Below are 18,323 nucleotides of genomic sequence, written 5' to 3'. Positions count from 1 at the left end.
GTTATTTCTGCCGGATTCAGTTTACGCGGCTGATCGGACGATCGCCATGCAGGAAGCCAAGGACATTATCGCAAAGCTCATGTACCATCTCGACACGAGAATCATAAGTTTGAGTACCGACATGAGGCGTTAAGCTGACATTGTCCATAGCAAAGAGTTCGGGAGAAGGAATATCGTTATTCTCGAAGACATCGAGGCCGGCAGCGGCAATACGCTTTTCACGCAGAGCCTCAACCAAAGCTCGTTCGTCCACTACGGCACCACGAGCCGTATTGATCAGGATGGCTGTCGGTTTCATCATGGAAAGCTCCGCAGTCCCGATCAAATGTTTCGTTTCGGGAGTCAAAGGCGTGTGGAGCGACAGAACATCAGCCCGGCGAATCAAGTCGTCTTTGTCTGCAAAGGTGATCCCTTGAGCCTTTTCCTCTGCTTCGCTCAGTCGAGTGCGTTTGTTGTAGAGAACATTCATGCCAAAAGCTTTGCATCGACGTGCCACTGCAGCCCCGATATTCCCGAAGCCTATAATGCCCAACGTCTTACCATAGAGATTGACTCCAAGACGACATAGCCGTCCCCGTTCCACCATCTCGCCATCGCGACGGAAAAGCCTGTCCCATTCCGCAATACGGCGCGTACAGCTTAGAAGCAGAGCCAGAGCCAAATCTGCCGTCGGTTCTATTACAGCTCGCGGAGTATTCGTCACAACAATACCTTTCGATGCTGCATAAGTCACATCGATATTATTGTACCCGACAGCATAGTTCGCGATCAACTTAAGCGATCGGCCTTTGTCAATCAAATCCCTACCGATCGGAATGTCGAATACGGAACAGAGAACATCGCAATCCACGATACGCTCTGCTATTTCTTCTTGAGTAAAATCGCGCCCTTTGGGCGGGAAAACCACTTTGTGACGAGCGGTAAGCCGGTCGAACCCCTCGCTCACGGTGTTAAATGCCACCAATATCTTTGCCATGATGATAAAGTATTACTGTCTGCTTTCGGATGACAAATGTCGGCACTATATCTAATATAGAAATGATGCCGAATCCTTCCTCAATCAGATTCAGTGACGTGAAAATATAACGAAGAGACTGCCCCGAAGTCTATGTCGAACTCCGAAGTAGCCTCTTTTATCTTGGGAAAAACGTCCTTAGCCTTCAAATCGTGCAGGCTTTGGCCGTACTCCCATTATTACTTAATCAGATACTTCTGAACAAACGCAGGCTTACCTCCTTCTGTGATGCGGAAGATATGCACACCACGCTGCAGACGCACTGGCAGCGTATAAGAGCCGGATCCTGCTGGCAGCTGAGAGGTAAATACCTTTACACCTAAGAGATTGTACACTTCAAGGGCAAGACGCTTGCCATTGCTGTTGTACTGAAGGGTGCAAGTATTGCCGCTCTGGATAAGAGCTATACGCCCCAGCCCGATATTAGTCAAATCGGTTCCACCGCCTTTGTACTTGAAGTTAATGTTCACTGTAGCCAATTCTGTGCCGGGAGCACCGCTCTCGGGGAAGCAGCTAAAAGTGAAAGCTCCCGTATGCCCTTCATTGGACACGGGAAATGTATAACGCAAAGAGAGGGGCTCTCCTTCGCCACCAACCTCCACAACGGGGGATACAGATACATTCGGCAGCATACACTGACCAAAGCACAAAGCAAAGTGTCCATCACCGATCATTTCTTGCTTGGTAATCTTGCCGATTACATTGATAGGTGTAGCGGATTGGTTGATAACCATTCCTTTAAATTTCATCTCTTCCGTACCATCTTCTGTTGTGAAAGCAGTAATGTCCACAGTGGCATTGTTTTCCAAGATGGCATCTCCCACCTTGATCACAACTTGTGCATTGAGAGTAGCAATGAAACCTGCCAACAATGCGATGCTGATAAAGATTTTCCTCATATTTCTTTTTGTTTTTTTCATTATTTGCCATCGGATTGCGGATTGATCTTTACATGCACAACGTCATACACTTCGAACGTCTGCACATCGTATACAAAAGCCACAATCGAATAATTCTCGGCTACGAAGGACATACCCGAGAGCGGTTCAACGGCGTAAGTATACAAATAATCTTTGAGATCCACAAATTCTTCGCCCCAAATACCATTAACGGCTCCACGCAACACGTGATTGTGCTCGTAATTCTCGACTGTCGTATTGCCATCCGCCTGCGGAGCGATCAGCTTATCCTCCAACAGATACACCTGAACCATGGACTTCGGGAGTGTATTCCCCTCCAGTACTTTACCCTTTACAGTCACCTTGATCTTTTGGGTATCGGTGTATTCGGCCACGGCAAAGATATTCATCTTCGCCTTTTGCTCCATCTGCTCGGCAATAGGCACGTCCCACGTTTTGTAGCTCTTATCATAAACGTAGGAGGATCCGAACTTTTTGCGCGAAACCATCAGCGCAGGGAGAGAAGAGGTATTATTGGCGAACTTGCTATAATATGCGTCTCCGGCCTCTGTACGGAAAAGAGGCGGCACGAGAGATGCAGGGCCGGCATGTATACCGACAACAGTCAATCTCTTACCGTATTGCTCCTTGAGAGCCGCCAATTTGCGGTGCCCCTTGGGACAGTAGAGGCACTTTTGGCCGGTAAATTCTTCAGCCAAAACATATTTTTCTGTGTGCGTCTGCGTAATGTCGATCTCCGAAGGATTGTCATCCGGATTATCGGGTGTCACGTTGGTCGGAGCCGGCAAGAGGGTTTGATCCTTGTCGATTATATCGCAACTTGCAACAGCGAAGACCATTACAAGACTCGTGAGCGAGAGAAATAGCTTTTTCATCAGTGTTTTCTTCGTTTAATTACAGATTGGTGCTATAAGAAAGGTAGAATCCCTGAGTCTCAGGGACCACACGACATACACCTCCCGAGCAGTTCATCCCTGCACGGGTTTTGCCTGCAGAGAAAGCTACTCGATGTGCTCCGTGAGTATAGGTGACAGACCCCATGACATAATGTTTCTTGGTCTCTCCGATATTATACTGCTCCGAGAGGGAAAGCATCAGAGAAGGCAGGATGGAGAGTTCGGCCATGCCGTAGATCCAGTCACCCTGATCCTGCTTCGTGTGCAGATATTGCAGTTCGGTACGGAGGGCTACCTTATTACTCAGCTTATACTTACCATCATAGACGAAGATATTGGCATAGATCTTCTCAGGCTTCTCACCGGCTGCACCGTGCAGTACCTTGTTATTGTAGATCTGATTCAAGTAGGTGAGCGTAAAGTTGAATCCTGGGCTTAACTTTTTGGTAATCTCCACATCTATATCCGAATAATAGAGGTCGCCCATGCCGAAGAAAGAAACGGTGTAGCCATCCGTTCCGATCAGTTCGTCGGGATTCTCTTTGAGCATCTTTTTGTCCAGACCACGCACATGCGAAACGTTGATACGCAAGCCGGTACCGTAGCGTCCACCGAGAGCTGTCCGGCGAGCAAAGTTGTAACGCAGTTCACCTTGGAAAGCCCATTCTCCCTGAGGCTGAGTAGCATAGGGGTAGATGGCCGCCAGCGTATAAGTGTGAGCTTGGGTAAAAGCCGGCATATAGTTGATCATAAGCGGTGTGAGCTGGGCGCTTCGCTTGCTGCGGAAAGCAAAGTTCTCACAACGTTTGGCCTGCAACAGGACACTCATCCCCTTTTTGGAATATGAGGCAGAGAGGAGTGCAGCCTGTCCGTCGTGGTAGATATAGTCATTGTCTGCCGAGGGATCGTTGTATTTGTATCCATACTCTGCGTAGAGGGCGAGACCTCCTTTTTGAAAGTTGGTGCGCAGGCCCATAATCGGGACATTGAGCGGCAGGTTGAGTCGCTTGCGATCTTCGCCTACACCCACAAATATATCTTCGTCTGCTTCGTATTTGGAAACGAACGATCCCCCGATAGCCAAATGATAGTCATTGTCGCGCATGGCACTGCTCCAACGCTCTACATTCAGCTCCAGATCAGAACCCAGTAGGTAGCCTCGGCCGGAATTGAATACCTTGCCCGTGCGGTCGAAGTAGTTACGCTGCTGTCCTGCAATACCCTTGACACGCACTCCATCAAAAGGAGTGAGTACTATACGTCCGCCGCGAACCGCGTTGTCTATACCGAGGTTGCGCTCTTCATAGGTGCGGAATACCATACCGCTACCGAACTGATCGTAGAAGTCTCCCATAGTCAGCTCCGCCCAATGATAGCTTCCCTTCACATACATGTGAGGAACGCCACGCCCCATCTCGGGTTCATGTCCGGGCAGGGGCTTATAGAGATCCTCGAAACGGGCACCAAACTCCAGATAATTGTTCTTGATTATACCCATGATATAGGAGTTGCCGAACCAGGTGTTCTTGGATTTTTGGGCAGTAGAAAGCAGCATATCGCTCTGAATACTGAAATTGGCATGCATAGGTTGCCATTTATCCGGAGCATCATCCCTATTCAAAGAGGAAGATTGCATGCTTGTAAGGATACGATTGTCTTTCGATTCCGTGCTGTCCGTTGGTGCCGCAAAAGCCACAGAGGCTACCGGCATCAGAGCAAGCAGTAAGATCAACTTGCGGATCATAATAATTTTAGTCTTTTCTATATGATAATAAATTAACCACTTGTGGGAGCTACTATTACTTCATCAGCTCTCGAACTTTTTTGATTAGCTCGGCTTCTCCGCCTTCTGTATAACCTGTATGGTTGTATACTACCTTGCCGTTGCCGTCGACAATAAATACAGCCGGAATGAGGGAAACGTTCATGGCACGCTTGAAATCACCGTTGCTGTCGAGTAGCACTTCGTATTCCCAGCCGTTGCCGTCAGCCAGAGGCTTCACCTTCTGTGCATTTTGCCCCTCATCGATAGATACAGCTATAAGCCTTACGCCCGTCTCGTCCTGCCAATCTGCATATACATCCTGGATGGCTTTCAGCTCGCGCAAACAGGGCTTGCAGTTCGTAGCAAAAAAGCTGATGATCATCGGCTTTCCGGCATTCTCCAACTTGTTGGTCTGTACCGTTTTTCCTTCGATATTTTTCAAACTAACGGCCGGAAGCTGAGCATATGTATTCAGACTGAACAACAGCCCAATCAGGGCAATAAAGAAGCATTTCATCTTTTACTTTTGATTAAAATTATTTTGGATGCGGACAAATATAGTATTTTTCCCAAAATGCACCGTTTACAATCCGTTTCCTTACACTTGGCTTCAGGACAATTACATTTGAACTGTTAACACACTTATAAACCAAACGATTGCTACACTCGGTTATCAAACAAGTACGAATTAATGTGCGAGAGTCCCAAATTACAGAAGAAAGAGGCCAAGGATACAGTATAAACTTTCAAATGCGATACGCCTGCCGGAGACGGTACTCTTCAACCTCAATGGTTTGAGCGATGAAAGAAAGGGGGGGTACCCTGTTTCAAGAGCCGATCAATCATGTATCTTTACTTCTGACTCAATTGTTTGTATTTCATTGCAACACAGAAATAAACTTTTGAGTTGACCGGTTAGAGGTACTCCCTAATCGGTCTTTGTTTTTCTCTTTGTGTTGCATTTACTATTAGAAATTGGAGCTATATTGCTTTTTCGGTTTGGTTTTTAGGCAAAAAGGATTACCTTTGTGCCACAATTGATCGCGGAGTGGAGCAGTGGTAGCTCGTTGGGCTCATAACCCAAAGGTCGTAAGTTCGAGTCTTGCCTCCGCAACTACAGCGAAAGAGGCTGTCCGATAGGCATAATGTCCGGACAGCCTTTCTCGTTTTTATACATGTCCCTTGCACGAAAAACGAAGGACAAAGGATACCCTTCAACGTCAGTTCGACGCAAGAAAACACCAATGAATAATTCTTTTCCTAATTCGGTTATAGTCAATATCCCAACAAGAGTTTGATCGATAAGGCGGATCTTATGAGAGTCGACACCACATCGTTTACATCGGACTCACATTACCGTCACAACTCTTCGGAGAAAAAGAGAGAGGCTGCTATCCCAACGGAAGCAACCTCTCCAGTGAATGATAAATCGAATGTGCCGGAAAAACTTATCCGAAATCATCGAAAAAGAGCATATTGCGCGGTACACCAAGGTTCTCCAGCATACCTTTCACTGCATTGGCCATAGGACCCGGGCCGCACATATAGTATTCTATATCTTCCGGAGCATCGTGATCCTTCAGATAGTTGTCATAGATCACTTGGTGGATAAAGCCCACATAGCCTGTCCAGTTATCTTCCGGTTGAGGATCGGAAAGAGCGATATGGAACTTGAAGTTCGGAAATTCTCTCTCTATCTCGCGGAAGTCTTCTTCATAGAAAATCTCGTTTTTGGAGCGGGCACCATACCAATAGGAGACCTTACGACCGGTCTTCAGTGTACGGAAGAGATGCAGAATCTGTGCACGTAGAGGAGCCATACCGGCACCACCACCAATGTAAAGCATCTCGGCATCCGTGTCCTGAATATGGAAGTCCCCATACGGGCCACTCATCATCACCTTATCTCCGGGTTTTAGCGAGAAAATATATGAGGAGGAAATACCGGGCTTGACACCGGCCTTCCACTTATTGGCAGCTCTGTCGAATGGAGGAGTCGCGATACGAACGTTGAGCGTAATGATGTTGCCTTCAGCCGGATAGTTGGCCATTGAATAGGCACGAACGGTCTCTTCTTCGTTCTTACAGGTCAATGACCACGCATCCATCTTGTCCCAGTCGCCACGGAAGCGATCCTGAATATCGTAGTCGGCATAGCGGATGTTGTATTTCGGTATCTTGATCTGGGCATAGCTACCGCTCTTGAAGTTCATAGTCTCGCCTTCGGGCAGCTTCACCACAAATTCTTTGATGAAAGTGGAGACATTCTTATTGGAGAGAACTTCACACTCCCATTCTTTCACACCGAATACCTCTTCGGGAATAACGATGCTAAGATCTTCCTTTACTTTCGTCTGACATGAAAGTCGCCAATGATCCTTTTGTTCTTTGCGAGAGAAAAATCCCTTTTCCGTCGGAAGGATTTCGCCACCTCCTTCCACTACACGGCAACGACACTGACCGCAGCTTCCGCCACCGCCGCAAGCCGAAGAAAGGAATACTCCCTGATTTTGAAGCGTATTCAACAAGGTACCGCCAAGAGGGACTTCCATCTTGCGTTCGTCGTTCACGGTGATCGTCACATTGCCGGAAGGCACCAATTTGCTCTTGGCATAAAGCAGAGCGACAACCAAAATCAGCGTGAGCAGCAGGAATACGACTGCACTGGCAATAATTACTGTACTCATATTTCTACTTCGTTCTTTTTAGAGTTTCACGCCGGAGAAGCTCAGGAAAGCAATACCCATGAGACCGGTGATAATAAAAGTGATACCCAACCCTCTCAACGGTTTGGGGACGTTGGAATATGCCAGCTTCTCGCGTATGGCAGCCATCCCTACGATAGCCAGCATCCAGCCGATACCGGAGCCGAATCCATAGACGGTAGCCATCCCGACATTGATAAACTCACGCTGCTGCATGAAAAGCGATCCTCCGAGGATAGCGCAGTTCACCGCGATCAAGGGAAGGAAGATACCCAGCGAAGCATAGAGGGAGGGACTGAATCTCTCCACCACCATTTCCACGAGCTGCGTAAAGGATGCAATCACCGCGATAAAGATGATCAGTGAGAGGAAGCTCAGATCCACTTCGGCATATTGGGATCCGAGCCAAGAAAGAGCACCGGCCTTGAAAATATAGTTCTGTAACAGATAGTTGATGGGCAAGGTGCAGACCAAGATGAAAGTCACGGCAGCTCCGAGCCCGATAGAGGTCTTCACATTCTTGGAAACGGCCAAGAAAGAACACATTCCCAAGTAGTAGGCAAAAACCATATTGTCCACGAATATCGAGCGGACAAACATACTTATGTAATCCATAATTGATACTGTCTTAATTGATTGTCAGGCGTGTCCTACTTAGTTCTCTTGCAAATCCTTGTTACGGGCACGATGTACCCAGATGACAACTGCCACGGTGATCAGAGCCATCGGTGGCAAGATCATCAGACCGTTATTGACATAACCCGATTCGTAGAAGCTCTTGGAAATGACTTTTATATCCAGCAATGTACCGGAACCGAGCAATTCGCGGAAGAAAGCGATAATAACCAAAACCCATCCATATCCCAGACCGTTTCCGATACCATCGAGGAATGACTCCCAAGGACGATTGGCCAAGGCAAAAGCCTCCAAACGTCCCATCAAAATACAGTTGGTAATGATCAGGCCGACGAAAACGGACAACTGCTTGTTCACATCGTAAGCGAAGGCTTTCAGTACCTGACTCACGATAGTCACCAGAGCTGCGACCACGACGAGCTGAACGATAATTCGGATGCGTCCGGGGATCGTATTGCGCAGGAGAGAGATAATAACGTTGGCAAAAGCTATTACCGCAGTAACCGACAGGGCCATGACAATAGCCGGTTGCAGCTTGGCTGTTACGGCCAGAGCAGAGCAGATACCAAGCATCTGCACGATAACGGGATTGTTGCTGCTTAGCGGCCCGAGAAGAATTTCCTTATTCTTTTTATTCCAAAGTGACATAGCCCTTATTTTTTTACGTTGTTCATTAAGTATAGAGCGTAAGGACGGAGAGAGGATATGAGCATCTCATTCACTCCATCGCTCGTCAGCGTACCGCCCGAAATGCCATCCACATAGTCCTTTCCTTCGGCCTTCTGGCCTTTCTTGACTACGGCAACAGATCGGAATTCGCCCTCTTTGAAGATTTCTTTGCCGATAAACTGACCGGAAAACTCCGAGCGAGTGATTTCGGCTCCCAATCCCGGCGTTTCGCCTTCGTGACTGAAATCTGCACCGAATATCGTATTGCAGTCTTCGTTCAGCGCAATGTATCCCCAGATCGGTCCCCAAAGACCGGCACCGTTCATCGGGACAATGTATTTCTTCTGACCCTCTATCTCTGCGATATAGAGAGGGAGCGAAATGCTTGGATCATTAGCGGCCGATTTGAAAGCATTGCGCGTATTGAGCGTGAATGCTTCATTTTGTGCCAACTGCTCGCCCTCGAAGGTCTTGGCTACCGTACCATCCTGATTGATGAGCAGTTCTTGCTTGATCACGTCCGTGTACCGAGCTATTACTTTGCCCTTATCTTCTATTCCGGCATTCACAGAGCGGAGGATCTGCTGCATCTTGTCTATCTTCTCGTTGTCACGCTGCCTGTCGCCCAATGACTGAGAGACGTAAGCCAGCAAAACCGCCACGACAATAACCATCACCGAGGCATAGAGAATGGTGTATGAGTTTTTATCTCTATTCATGTCTTTATCGAAATATTTAGCGGTTAGGATTTCTTAAGCATACGTGCTTTGCGCGCTTTAATGTTGCTATCCACCACGAAATAGTCGATCAGCGGAGCAAATACGTTCATGAGCAGGACCGCAAGCATCATCCCTTCAGGGTAACCCGGATTGAGCACTCGGATGAATACAGCCATCAGACCGACGAAGAAACCGAAGATCCATTTCCCCTTTTCTGTACGGGCAGAAGTAACAGGGTCGGTGGCCATAAATACCAAGCCAAAAGCAAAGCCTCCATAGACAATGTGCATCAGCGGAGTGATCTGCATCGCCGCCGTCGTGCCGATGGCATTGAATACGAGAGCCATTGCTGAGGCTCCTACCAAACCGCTCAACATGATCTTCCAGCTCGCGATCCCCGTCCAAATCAGCAGGACAGCTCCGATCAGGATAGCCAGAGTAGAGGTTTCACCGATGGAGCCGGGTATAAAGCCGAGGAAAGCATCCATCAGGGAAGAGGGGTCGCCTGCCACATTATGTATTTCAGGCATCTTGGCACCGGCCGTGGCTATCTGCCCCAAAGGTGTAGCTCCGGAGAAGCCGTCCGCTACCGTACCTGCGCCGAGGCCGAAGGTATCAGCCGTGCGGACAAAAACCTGATCGCCGCTCATAGCCGCCGGATAGGCGAAAAAGAGGAAGGCACGCGTCACGAGAGCCACGTTGAATATATTGCGTCCCGTACCGCCGAACACCTCCTTGGCAAAAACCACGGCAAAAGCCGTCGCCACGGCGATCATCCACAGCGGAGTATCTACCGGCACGATCATCGGGATAAGCAGACCCGATACGAGGAAGCCTTCCTGAATTTCTTCCTTCCGGTACTGAGCTACGGCAAACTCTATCCCCAAACCGACGGCATAGGAGACAATAAGTTTGGGCAGTACGGCGAGAAGTCCGAAGAGAAAAGCCGGCCAAAATACTACGGGAGCATCGATGGCCATATAATGTTGTACCCCCACATTATACATACCGAAGAGCAAGGCCGGCAAAAGAGCCATACACACGACGATCATCGTGCGCTTGCTATCAATGGCATCGTGCACATGTACGCCATGCTGCGATGTCCTGTTCGGCACAAAGAGAAAGGTCTCGAAGCCGTCGAAGACAGAGTGCAGGCCATGGAGCTTGCCGCCTTCTTCAAAATGAGGCTTCAGTTTGTTGAGTTGATTCCTTAACGCTTTCAATGTCTTATGCTTTAGAGTGTGAGGGATTCGTCAATTCATTTCCTTATAGAGCATATCCAAGCCCTCGCGAACGATACGCTGCAGCTCGATCTTGGATGTATCCACAAATTCGCAAGTGGCAAAGTCCTCCGGAGCCACTTCATATATGCCTAAGTCCTCCATCTTGTCGATGTCGAATGCTATAATAGCCTTGAGCAAATACTCCGGATAGATGTCCATCGGGAAAACGCGGTCATACTCGTTGCTCATGATCATAGCACGTTCGCCACCCTTGATCCGGGCATCGAGTACGTACTCTTTGTTTTTCCCCTGCAACCAAGAGAAATAAGCTCTGCTCATGCTGTACTGATCGAGACGGGGTGCAGCCCACCCGAAGAGTTCGTCCACATCGTCGCCTTCGGGGATCACCGTGATCTGGTCACACCGGGCTGACAGGAAAGGCTCCTTCTCGCAGAGCTTCTTACCGGTCAGCACATTACCATCGATCACACGCTCGTGAGATTCCTTTATTGTCAGTCGGCCGGGGAAGGAAGCAAAGACATTGCAACCCGGCATAATGCGAACGTATCCGTGAGCTGCAGCGTCTGAACCGGTCATGGCAATCATTCTGGTAAAATCGGCTTTGCCCGTAAGCAGGAAACGTCCGATCACGATCAGGTCGGTAGCCTTGAGCGTCCACACCGTTTCGCCCCGATTGATCGGCTTCGTATGATTGATCAGCACGCCCACGTTACCGGCCGGATGAGGCCCTTGCATTTGTACGATCTCCGCATTATGCAAGTTCAGGGCAGAGCCGGACTTCAGGCCCACATAGACCTTGCCGGCCGTAAGCTTGGCCAAGGCATCGATGGCAGTCTGCAGGGCGCGTTCTTCTCCTCGAACGATGAAATCGAAGTCCGGAGCCAATGGTGCAGTAAAGTTGGCAGTAATATAAATGTCTCGTGGAGCTATATCCGGTGTAGCCACTATGTCGTAAGGACGTTGCTTAATAAAACCCCACATACCGCTCGACAGTAAAAGCTCCTTGATCTGTTCGGCAGAGAGGGCAGACGGATCCCCGACAGGGAACGACTCGTATTCGTTCAGTCCGTCCGGTTTCACCTCGATGCTCAACACCTTGCGCTTGGCACCGCGATTCACCGCGATCACTTCGCCGCTAACCGGACTTGTAAACTTCATCTCCGGATATGCCTTGTGGTGCATCAGTGCTGAGCCGGCACGCACCTTATCCCCCGGACGAGCCGTCACCTTGGGGATAACACCTTCAAAATCGTCGGGCACGACCGCGTAAGTAGGACTTTGGGCCGGTTCGGCCAGCATCTCGGGCAGCGGTTTTCCTTTCAGATTAAGTGCAAGGCCTTTTTTTGTTTTTATAACTTTTGCCATGACACAGAATTATTATTCCAATTTGTGTCGCAAAAGTAGCTTTTTCCCCTATATATACCTATAAGTATGGAGGCATTTGAGGAAAAATTTCCACAGAGTTTTTTCCGACCTTTTGCACCCATATTCCGCAGGTCTTTATCGAAAGAAAGTTTTTACACTGTTTGCCAACCATAAGTGGCAGCAAATCAGCACTTTAGAAGCCATTGCGAGCACTCTCATCCTGTGCAGAGTCGAGATCATTGTTTCTTAGGCAAAAGTACACTCTGGCCAACAACGTCAAAAGATATAGAGTCCAAGACGATAGTCCTTTGATTAGGCTTGATTTCCGGCATAGCAGGAGTGGACGAAGCTATGCCGGTGCGAATGACACTTGTGCCCCCTTACCAATCGGCACACCACTCGGCATACGCATACTCGCATCCCGATGCCAACAAACTCGAACCGCCGAAAAAAGGAATCGGGTGACGTGTCCTGAAAAAAGTTGACACTCGGGGCGGTCAAAAAAACAGTAATTATGTCGAAACATTTGACCGATTCCGAGCGTCTTCACATAGTGGAAGAATACCTCGGCAGCCCCGGCAGCAAGTATGCCATCGAAAAGAAGTACAACATCGCCCAAGGCCTTATTAAGCATTGGCTTGGTAAATTTGGTTTGGAAGACAAAATCCTTGCGGAACAAACGATGAAAGCAGGTCTATAGGTCAAATTGCAGGCTACTGTTTTAGGTGTATGTTGGGCTATCTTCCTATCTTTATAGGATTGTTCGAAGCATAGTCGATCACTGCCGGTGAGCAACTCGATGAGGAATAGACCACCACAAGGGATGAGATGCAATGTCGCAACAGGAGCCAGGAGCAATGCTATGGCTCCTGTTTTAACGCCAGTTCGATTTAAGCGAACATACCATAAAAATAACAAGTAGCTGTAAATCATACTCTTTTGTGATTCTCCGGCTGCATAATGATCGGGAAGAAGGGGCGGCTTCCAAGTCATTGGGCTTCAGATGTAGATAAAAAGCCATCTGAAAGCAATATAAGTGTCTGAAAAACACTGTGTGGAAAATAAAACACACTAATAACCAATGTGTTGTGCCATTCCTTTATATCGAACTCACGTGTTTTTAATGCTCAAATATACAAAATAACTTCCTATTATACAATGAATTAACAAGCAAAATACACACCAATTGCCGTGCAAAGGTCTCATTTGGATGTAACCTTTAGGGAAGATGCTTGTCGAGCTCGTAAGGATTATTCAGCCACCAATCTAAACACCTTGAGAAAGTTTGCTTTAGCCATTGTATCCGGGCATAAAGACAAACTATCCTTACGGAAGAGGTTGTTCAAAGCCGCATTGAATATGGACTACCTCAAAAAGCTACTAAAGATTTGATGCGGTTGCCCTGGGTAAAATCAGCAAATTTGTTGTACAGTAAAAAATATCCTTTATCTTTGCGCTGTCTTTCGGAAAGTCAATGGATTTTTCTTTGCAGAGACATTGTCAAGAGGGCCTATAGCTCAGCTGGTTTAGAGCATCTGCCTTACAAGCAGAGGGTCATAGGTTCGAATCCTATTGGGCCCACTCTATGGCAAACGAAGCAAGGATGATCGTGAAAGATATAAGGGGCCTATAGCTCAGCTGGTTTAGAGCATCTGCCTTACAAGCAGAGGGTCATAGGTTCGAATCCTATTGGGCCCACCTTTTTTCAAGCCGTGCAAGCATCGATGATTCTTGTGCGGCTTTCTTGTTTTCACTTTAAAAAAGAAGAAAAAAAACAGATGAAACGACTGATTGTTTTTCTGGCAATGGGTGGCTTGCTGTTCACCCTTGCGAACGCATAAGAAGCAAACACTGCATCTGACACTCCCAAAAAGGACTGGACTATAAAAGGTGTGACCGGACTAAATGCCTCTCAGACTTCTCTGACCAACTGGGCTGCCGGTGGAGAAAACACGGTGGCAGGTAACCTCTATTTGAACATAGATGCCAACTACCTGAAAGATAAATGGAGTTGGGACAACGGTTTGCGTACAGACTTCGGTCTGACCTACACAACAGCCAACAAGTGGAACAAAAGTGTAGACAAGATCGAACTCTTCACGAAGGCCGGCTATGAGATCGGCAAACATTGGTACGGAAGTGCGCTTTTCACTTTCCTCTCACAGTATGCCAAAGGATATGAGAAGCCCTCGGATCACTTGACGAGACCTTTGCACGGCGATTGGTGTGTATTTTGTTTATTAATTCATTGTATAATAGGGAGTTATTTTGTATATTTGAGTATTAAAAACAGCATAATATTCCTCCCATGGCATACCAATCCAAGAATACCGATGAACATGTAACATTTGCAGACGCACTCCTTTCAAAGCGTTATCGCAAAGCACAAAACGACTTCCTCAATCAGGTTGACACGCTTATCGATTGGCGTCCGATCAGGACGCTGATCAACAAGAAATACACGAAGCGACAAAATGCCATCGGCGCCCCGGCTTATGACGTGATTCTCTTATTCAAGATGTTGCTTTTGGAGACATGGTACAACCTCAGTGATTGTGCTTTGGAGGAGCGCATCAATGATTCAATCACCTTTTCCCGATTCTTGGGGCTGAAGATGGAAGAGGTATCTCCCGACCACAGCACCATCAGTCGATTTCGTTCGGCACTGACAGAGTTGGGTCTCATGGACAAACTGTTGGCGCAGTTTAACAAAACGTCAGTTCGATCTAAGCGGAAATAGGAAAGTTAGGGTTTCTGATGATTTCAATATTGAGTTCAGGCTTTTTAGGCAGGATGTTGTAAGCGATGATACCGGAGATCAGGTTGGTGACAAAATTGTTGACACTGCGATGTCTCGTGTGCTCTATCTGACAGACATTTTTGAGCATATCATTGACCGTTTCGATCAGGGCTCTCTTCCTCAATAAAACTTTGTCATATAGATGCATCAGGGAGTTCTTCATGTTCTTTTTGATTTTGGTTAACGTGAGTTCGATATAAAGGAATGGCACAACACATTGGTTATTAGTGTGTTTTATTTTCCACACAGTGTTTTTCAGGTACTTATATTGCTTTCAGATGGCTTTTTATCTACATCTGAAGCCCAATGACTTAGAAGCCGCCCCTTCTTCCCGATCATTATGCAGCCGGAGAATCACAAAAGAGTATGATTTACAGCTACTTGTTATTTTTATGGTATGTTCGCTTAGATCGAACTGGCGTTTGGTTATCATGTGGATGTCATCGACAAAGAGCCGGTCAAAAAGGTTTTGGGAAATGTAGCCTCTATCGGCAATGAGTTTGCCAAAAAGATTCTTGGTGAATGTTCCGTCTTTCAGAGGTTCTCTGTCATCACAATTGCCCGGTGTGATTTGATAGTTGATGATTTCACCCCTGTCGTTGATAACAATATGTAGTTTGAATCCATAAAACCAACCCATGGTGCTTTTGCCTTTTTGAGCCCATCCCCTCATTGTCCTATGCCCATGAGCTCGTTTGATATGACAAGCCTTCAGTGGGGTGGAATCGATGAAAGAGATGCCTGTACATTGACCCAAACAACACATATTGAGAAATGCTATCAGCTTGAAACCTACCCTGCTTTGCAGCTCCACAAAGCGATTATAAGAGACAAGATGTGGGAACTCGGATCGACAAGAATGGGTGATGTATTGAAGATAAAAAGCTTTCAAATCTCGGTATCTTGACAGATGAAAAAGGATCAGGATGGTCATGACCTCACTGTCCGACATCTTAAACTTTCTATTCCTGCGTTTTTTGTCTGCCTCTTCGAGAGTCTTTTTCTTGATTGCTTCATCAAAAAGCTTGGAGAAATCATCTATGATGCAAAAAACATCAACTATATTTGTCTTCATAAAGTAGCGTTTTGTTTGTTCGTATCTTATTGATTGTCAACAGCTAAGATACAAATAATTCGCTACTTTTTCAAGCATAATGCCCACGTCCTTTGGGCGTTTAACCCTAATCAGAAAACAAATCCATTGGCTTTTTCTTACGTCGAACTGACGTTAAATAAAGAATTTCAATTTCTGACAACGAAGGCTGCGGCTGCCGATATGGGTGGTTGCAGCCTTTGATGTTTTTGCTTGAATTAACTTCGGTAGGGGAGCAAGAGGGCAACCGCATCAAATCTTTAGTAGCTTTTTGAGATAGTCTATATTCAGAGCGGCTTTGAACAACCTCTTCCGTAAGGATAGTTTGTCTTTGTGCCCAGAGACGTTACATCCAAATGGGAACTCTGCACAATAAGCAGGCACTTTTGTTCATTCTTTTTATTGTGTGTCAGGCGACTATTTGGCACATGCCAGATTTCCACAAGTAGAAACCTAATTTTCCACTAGTGGAAAGTTTATTTTCCACAAGTGGAAACTTCTTTTTCCAATGGTGGAAATTTACTCCCCTTTAATGAGTGCCCCTTTGAGACATCAAACGACATGACCGGCAACAGCACTTGTGCACCTCCAATCATCGCCTTGCTACCCGTGTATGCACCTGTGCCACGCTGTGCCGTCTGATTCACATTGCGTCCATACGAGCCGATACCGCCTCCGGCTCCAATAATCCATCCGGCCACCATCGGCACACAGTAGCAACCAATAATACCTATGAGGAGACCTTTGCACGGCGATTGGTGTGTATTTTGCCTGTTAATTCATTGTATAATAGGGAGTTATTTTGTATATTTGAGTAGTAAAAACAGCATAATATTCCTCCCATGGCATACCAATTCAAGAATACCGATGAGCATGTAACATTTGCAGACGCACTCCTTTCAAAGCGTTATCGCAAAGCACAAAACGACTTCCTCAATCAGGTTGACAGGCTTATCGATTGGCGTCCGATCAGGACGCTGATCAACAAGAAATACACGAAGCGACAAAATGCCATCGGCGCCCCGGCTTATGACGTGATTCTCTTATTCAAGATGTTGCTTTTGGAGACATGGTACAACCTCAGTGATTGTGCTTTGGAGGAGCGCATCAATGATTCAATCACCTTTTCCCGATTCTTGGGACTGAAGATGGAAGAGGTATCTCCCGACCACAGCACCATCAGTCGATTTCGTTCGGCACTGACAGAGTTGGGTCTCATGGACAAACTATTGGCGCAGTTTAACAAACAACTTTCGCGCCATCACATTTCGGTCAGGGAAGGGGTGCTTGTCGATGCAAGCCTTGTGGAGACGCCACATAAACCCAACGGAACCATTACGATTGAAGTCGCAGACGACAGAGAAGACAATCGGAGCGAGGAGGAAAAAGAGGCAGAGGAGGATTATCAAAAACAGGTTGTCCGTCAGCGTAAAGGGACGGATGAAGAAGCCCGTTGGGTGTACAAACAAAAGCGTTATCACTACGGATACAAAAAGCATTGTCTGACCAATGTTCAAGGCATTGTTCAAAAGGTGATAACGACTGCAGCGAACCGCAGTGACACGAAGGAGTTTATTCCGCTATTGCAGGGTGCAAACATACCTCAAGGTACAGCCGTCTTGGCGGACAAAGGATATGCTTGCGGGGAAAATCGTTCCTACCTGCAAACCCATCACCTTCAAGACGGCATCATGCACAAGGCACAACGCAACAGGGCATTGACCGAGGAAGAGAAGCAACGAAACAAAGCAATCGGTCCGATACGGAGCACCATCGAACGCACCTTTGGCAGTATTCGCCGGTGGTTTCATGGCGGACGATGTCGATACCGGGGACTTGCCAAGACCCATACTCAAAACGTTCTTGAAAGCATCGCCTTTAATTTATACAGAACCCCGGGGATAATTATGTCCTCATCCGTAGGATAAGGCATAACCACCCTTGAGGAGCTCGTACAAGTAGCTCCTCAAAGGGGGGATTTACAACTACTTTCACTCCTTACTGCCACCCCTTTCACTCGCTCCTTTTATGCCAAGAACTCCTCTTCCCTCCATCTCCTTATTTTTCAAAGGTCTCCACAGAGTTTTTTCCGACCTTTTGCACCCATATTCCGCAGGTCTTTATCGAAAGAAAGTTTTTACACTGTTTGCCAACTATAAGTGGCAGCAAGTCAGTACTTTAGAAGCCATTGCGAGCACTCTCATCCTGTGCAGAGTCGAGATCATTGTTTCTTAGGCAAAAGTACACTCTGGCCAACAACGTCAAAAGATATAGAGCCTTAGAAACCATCGGACGTATAGCACGATCCGAGACGGAAGCCTAACAACGTCAAAAGATATAGAGCCTTAGAAACCCTTTGATTAGGCTTGATTTCCGGCATAGCAGGAGTGGACGAAGCTATGCCGGTGCGAATGACACTTGTGCCCCCTTACTAATCGGCACACCATTCGGCATACGCATACTCGCATCCCGATGCCAACAAACTCGAACCGCCGA

17 protein-coding genes, 3 tRNA genes and 3 pseudogenes are annotated in these 18,323 nt (G+C 47.1%); 9 read left to right on the top strand and 14 right to left on the bottom strand.

The window, feature by feature from the left end; genetic code table 11:
• Positions 1 to 16 precede the first annotated feature (16 nt).
• The 5 genes from PGN_RS00590 to PGN_RS00570 all read right to left on the bottom strand — a co-directional run bounded on the left by PGN_RS00590 (position 17) and on the right by PGN_RS00570 (position 5,113).
• Complete coding sequence (locus tag PGN_RS00590) at positions 17 to 976, bottom strand: 2-hydroxyacid dehydrogenase family protein (protein ID WP_012457265.1); 960 nt, start codon at positions 974 to 976, stop codon at positions 17 to 19.
• A 218-nt stretch (positions 977 to 1,194) separates the two neighbouring features.
• Complete coding sequence (locus tag PGN_RS00585; RefSeq protein WP_043876308.1) at positions 1,195 to 1,914, bottom strand: T9SS type A sorting domain-containing protein; 720 nt, start codon at positions 1,912 to 1,914, stop codon at positions 1,195 to 1,197.
• A gap of 20 nt (positions 1,915 to 1,934) precedes the next feature.
• The gene (gene omp28 / locus PGN_RS00580; RefSeq protein ID WP_012457262.1) at positions 1,935 to 2,810 is read right to left on the bottom strand and encodes an outer membrane lipoprotein Omp28; all 876 of its coding nucleotides are present in this window, start codon (positions 2,808 to 2,810) and stop codon (positions 1,935 to 1,937) included.
• A 19-nt stretch (positions 2,811 to 2,829) separates the two neighbouring features.
• On the bottom strand, positions 2,830 to 4,575 hold the full coding sequence (locus PGN_RS00575; RefSeq protein ID WP_012457261.1) for a DUF6029 family protein: 1,746 nt from the start codon (positions 4,573 to 4,575) through the stop codon (positions 2,830 to 2,832).
• Positions 4,576 to 4,630: 55 nt separating this feature from the next.
• Positions 4,631 to 5,113, bottom strand: a complete 483-nt coding sequence (locus PGN_RS00570) for a TlpA family protein disulfide reductase (RefSeq protein ID WP_012457260.1) — start codon at positions 5,111 to 5,113, stop codon at positions 4,631 to 4,633.
• 525 nt (positions 5,114 to 5,638) lie between these two features.
• Between PGN_RS00570 and PGN_RS00565 the strand changes: the two genes are divergently transcribed.
• Positions 5,639 to 5,710 (top strand) — tRNA-Met (locus PGN_RS00565).
• Between the two features lie 334 nt (positions 5,711 to 6,044).
• Here the strand turns inward: PGN_RS00565 and nqrF are convergent.
• From nqrF to nqrA, 6 genes are read right to left on the bottom strand one after another with little or no spacing between them, the layout of a single operon-like run.
• A complete protein-coding gene (gene nqrF, locus PGN_RS00560) occupies positions 6,045 to 7,283 on the bottom strand; it encodes an NADH:ubiquinone reductase (Na(+)-transporting) subunit F (protein WP_012457259.1) in 1,239 nt (412 codons plus the stop codon).
• 18 nt (positions 7,284 to 7,301) lie between these two features.
• On the bottom strand, positions 7,302 to 7,916 hold the full coding sequence (gene nqrE / locus PGN_RS00555; protein WP_010956515.1) for an NADH:ubiquinone reductase (Na(+)-transporting) subunit E: 615 nt from the start codon (positions 7,914 to 7,916) through the stop codon (positions 7,302 to 7,304).
• A gap of 39 nt (positions 7,917 to 7,955) precedes the next feature.
• Complete coding sequence (gene nqrD, locus PGN_RS00550) at positions 7,956 to 8,585, bottom strand: NADH:ubiquinone reductase (Na(+)-transporting) subunit D (RefSeq protein WP_012457258.1); 630 nt, start codon at positions 8,583 to 8,585, stop codon at positions 7,956 to 7,958.
• 5 nt (positions 8,586 to 8,590) lie between these two features.
• The gene (locus tag PGN_RS00545; protein WP_005874954.1) at positions 8,591 to 9,325 is read right to left on the bottom strand and encodes a Na(+)-translocating NADH-quinone reductase subunit C; all 735 of its coding nucleotides are present in this window, start codon (positions 9,323 to 9,325) and stop codon (positions 8,591 to 8,593) included.
• A 23-nt stretch (positions 9,326 to 9,348) separates the two neighbouring features.
• Positions 9,349 to 10,548, bottom strand: a complete 1,200-nt coding sequence (gene nqrB, locus PGN_RS00540) for an NADH:ubiquinone reductase (Na(+)-transporting) subunit B (protein ID WP_012457257.1) — start codon at positions 10,546 to 10,548, stop codon at positions 9,349 to 9,351.
• 30 nt (positions 10,549 to 10,578) lie between these two features.
• Positions 10,579 to 11,934: an NADH:ubiquinone reductase (Na(+)-transporting) subunit A gene (nqrA, locus tag PGN_RS00535; protein ID WP_012457256.1), complete on the bottom strand. Its 1,356-nt coding sequence runs from the start codon at positions 11,932 to 11,934 to the stop codon at positions 10,579 to 10,581.
• A gap of 318 nt (positions 11,935 to 12,252) precedes the next feature.
• Here nqrA and PGN_RS11545 point away from each other — a divergent pair, with 318 nt between their 5' ends.
• The 7 genes and pseudogenes from PGN_RS11545 to PGN_RS00505 form a co-directional block, all read left to right on the top strand.
• Complete coding sequence (locus PGN_RS11545; RefSeq protein WP_012457255.1) at positions 12,253 to 12,399, top strand: hypothetical protein; 147 nt, start codon at positions 12,253 to 12,255, stop codon at positions 12,397 to 12,399.
• A gap of 49 nt (positions 12,400 to 12,448) precedes the next feature.
• Positions 12,449 to 12,634 (top strand): hypothetical protein, encoded by a 186-nt coding sequence (locus PGN_RS00530; RefSeq protein WP_080504388.1) that lies wholly within the window; start codon positions 12,449 to 12,451, stop codon positions 12,632 to 12,634.
• A 503-nt stretch (positions 12,635 to 13,137) separates the two neighbouring features.
• Positions 13,138 to 13,326, top strand: a pseudogene (locus PGN_RS10080) (ISAs1 family transposase); the annotation flags it as partial.
• Positions 13,327 to 13,440: 114 nt separating this feature from the next.
• Positions 13,441 to 13,515 (top strand) — tRNA-Val (locus PGN_RS00520).
• Positions 13,516 to 13,557: 42 nt separating this feature from the next.
• Positions 13,558 to 13,632: transfer RNA gene (locus PGN_RS00515), tRNA-Val, on the top strand.
• Positions 13,633 to 13,826: 194 nt separating this feature from the next.
• Positions 13,827 to 14,279, top strand: coding sequence for a DUF3078 domain-containing protein (locus PGN_RS00510; RefSeq protein ID WP_012457251.1), 453 nt, complete (start codon positions 13,827 to 13,829; stop codon positions 14,277 to 14,279).
• A pseudogene (locus PGN_RS00505) lies at positions 14,243 to 14,647 on the top strand (IS5/IS1182 family transposase); the annotation flags it as partial. The gene PGN_RS00510 and the pseudogene PGN_RS00505, both read left to right, overlap by 37 nt.
• Before the next feature lie 13 nt (positions 14,648 to 14,660).
• Here PGN_RS00505 and PGN_RS00500 read toward each other — a convergent pair.
• The 3 genes and pseudogenes from PGN_RS00500 to PGN_RS10070 all read right to left on the bottom strand — a co-directional run.
• Positions 14,661 to 14,915, bottom strand: a pseudogene (locus PGN_RS00500) (transposase); the annotation flags it as partial.
• 105 nt (positions 14,916 to 15,020) lie between these two features.
• Positions 15,021 to 15,668: an IS982 family transposase gene (locus tag PGN_RS00495; protein ID WP_257719870.1), complete on the bottom strand. Its 648-nt coding sequence runs from the start codon at positions 15,666 to 15,668 to the stop codon at positions 15,021 to 15,023.
• A 635-nt stretch (positions 15,669 to 16,303) separates the two neighbouring features.
• Complete coding sequence (locus tag PGN_RS10070; protein ID WP_039416867.1) at positions 16,304 to 16,531, bottom strand: hypothetical protein; 228 nt, start codon at positions 16,529 to 16,531, stop codon at positions 16,304 to 16,306.
• 138 nt (positions 16,532 to 16,669) lie between these two features.
• Here PGN_RS10070 and PGN_RS00490 point away from each other — a divergent pair, with 138 nt between their 5' ends.
• Complete coding sequence (locus tag PGN_RS00490) at positions 16,670 to 17,755, top strand: IS5 family transposase (RefSeq protein ID WP_012457246.1); 1,086 nt, start codon at positions 16,670 to 16,672, stop codon at positions 17,753 to 17,755.
• Positions 17,756 to 18,323: the final 568 nt, after the last annotated feature.

The sequence above is a fragment of the Porphyromonas gingivalis ATCC 33277 genome (genome assembly GCF_000010505.1).
Taxonomy (GTDB): Bacteria; Bacteroidota; Bacteroidia; order Bacteroidales; family Porphyromonadaceae; genus Porphyromonas; species Porphyromonas gingivalis.
This window is presented reverse-complemented; position numbering and strand designations above follow the sequence as displayed.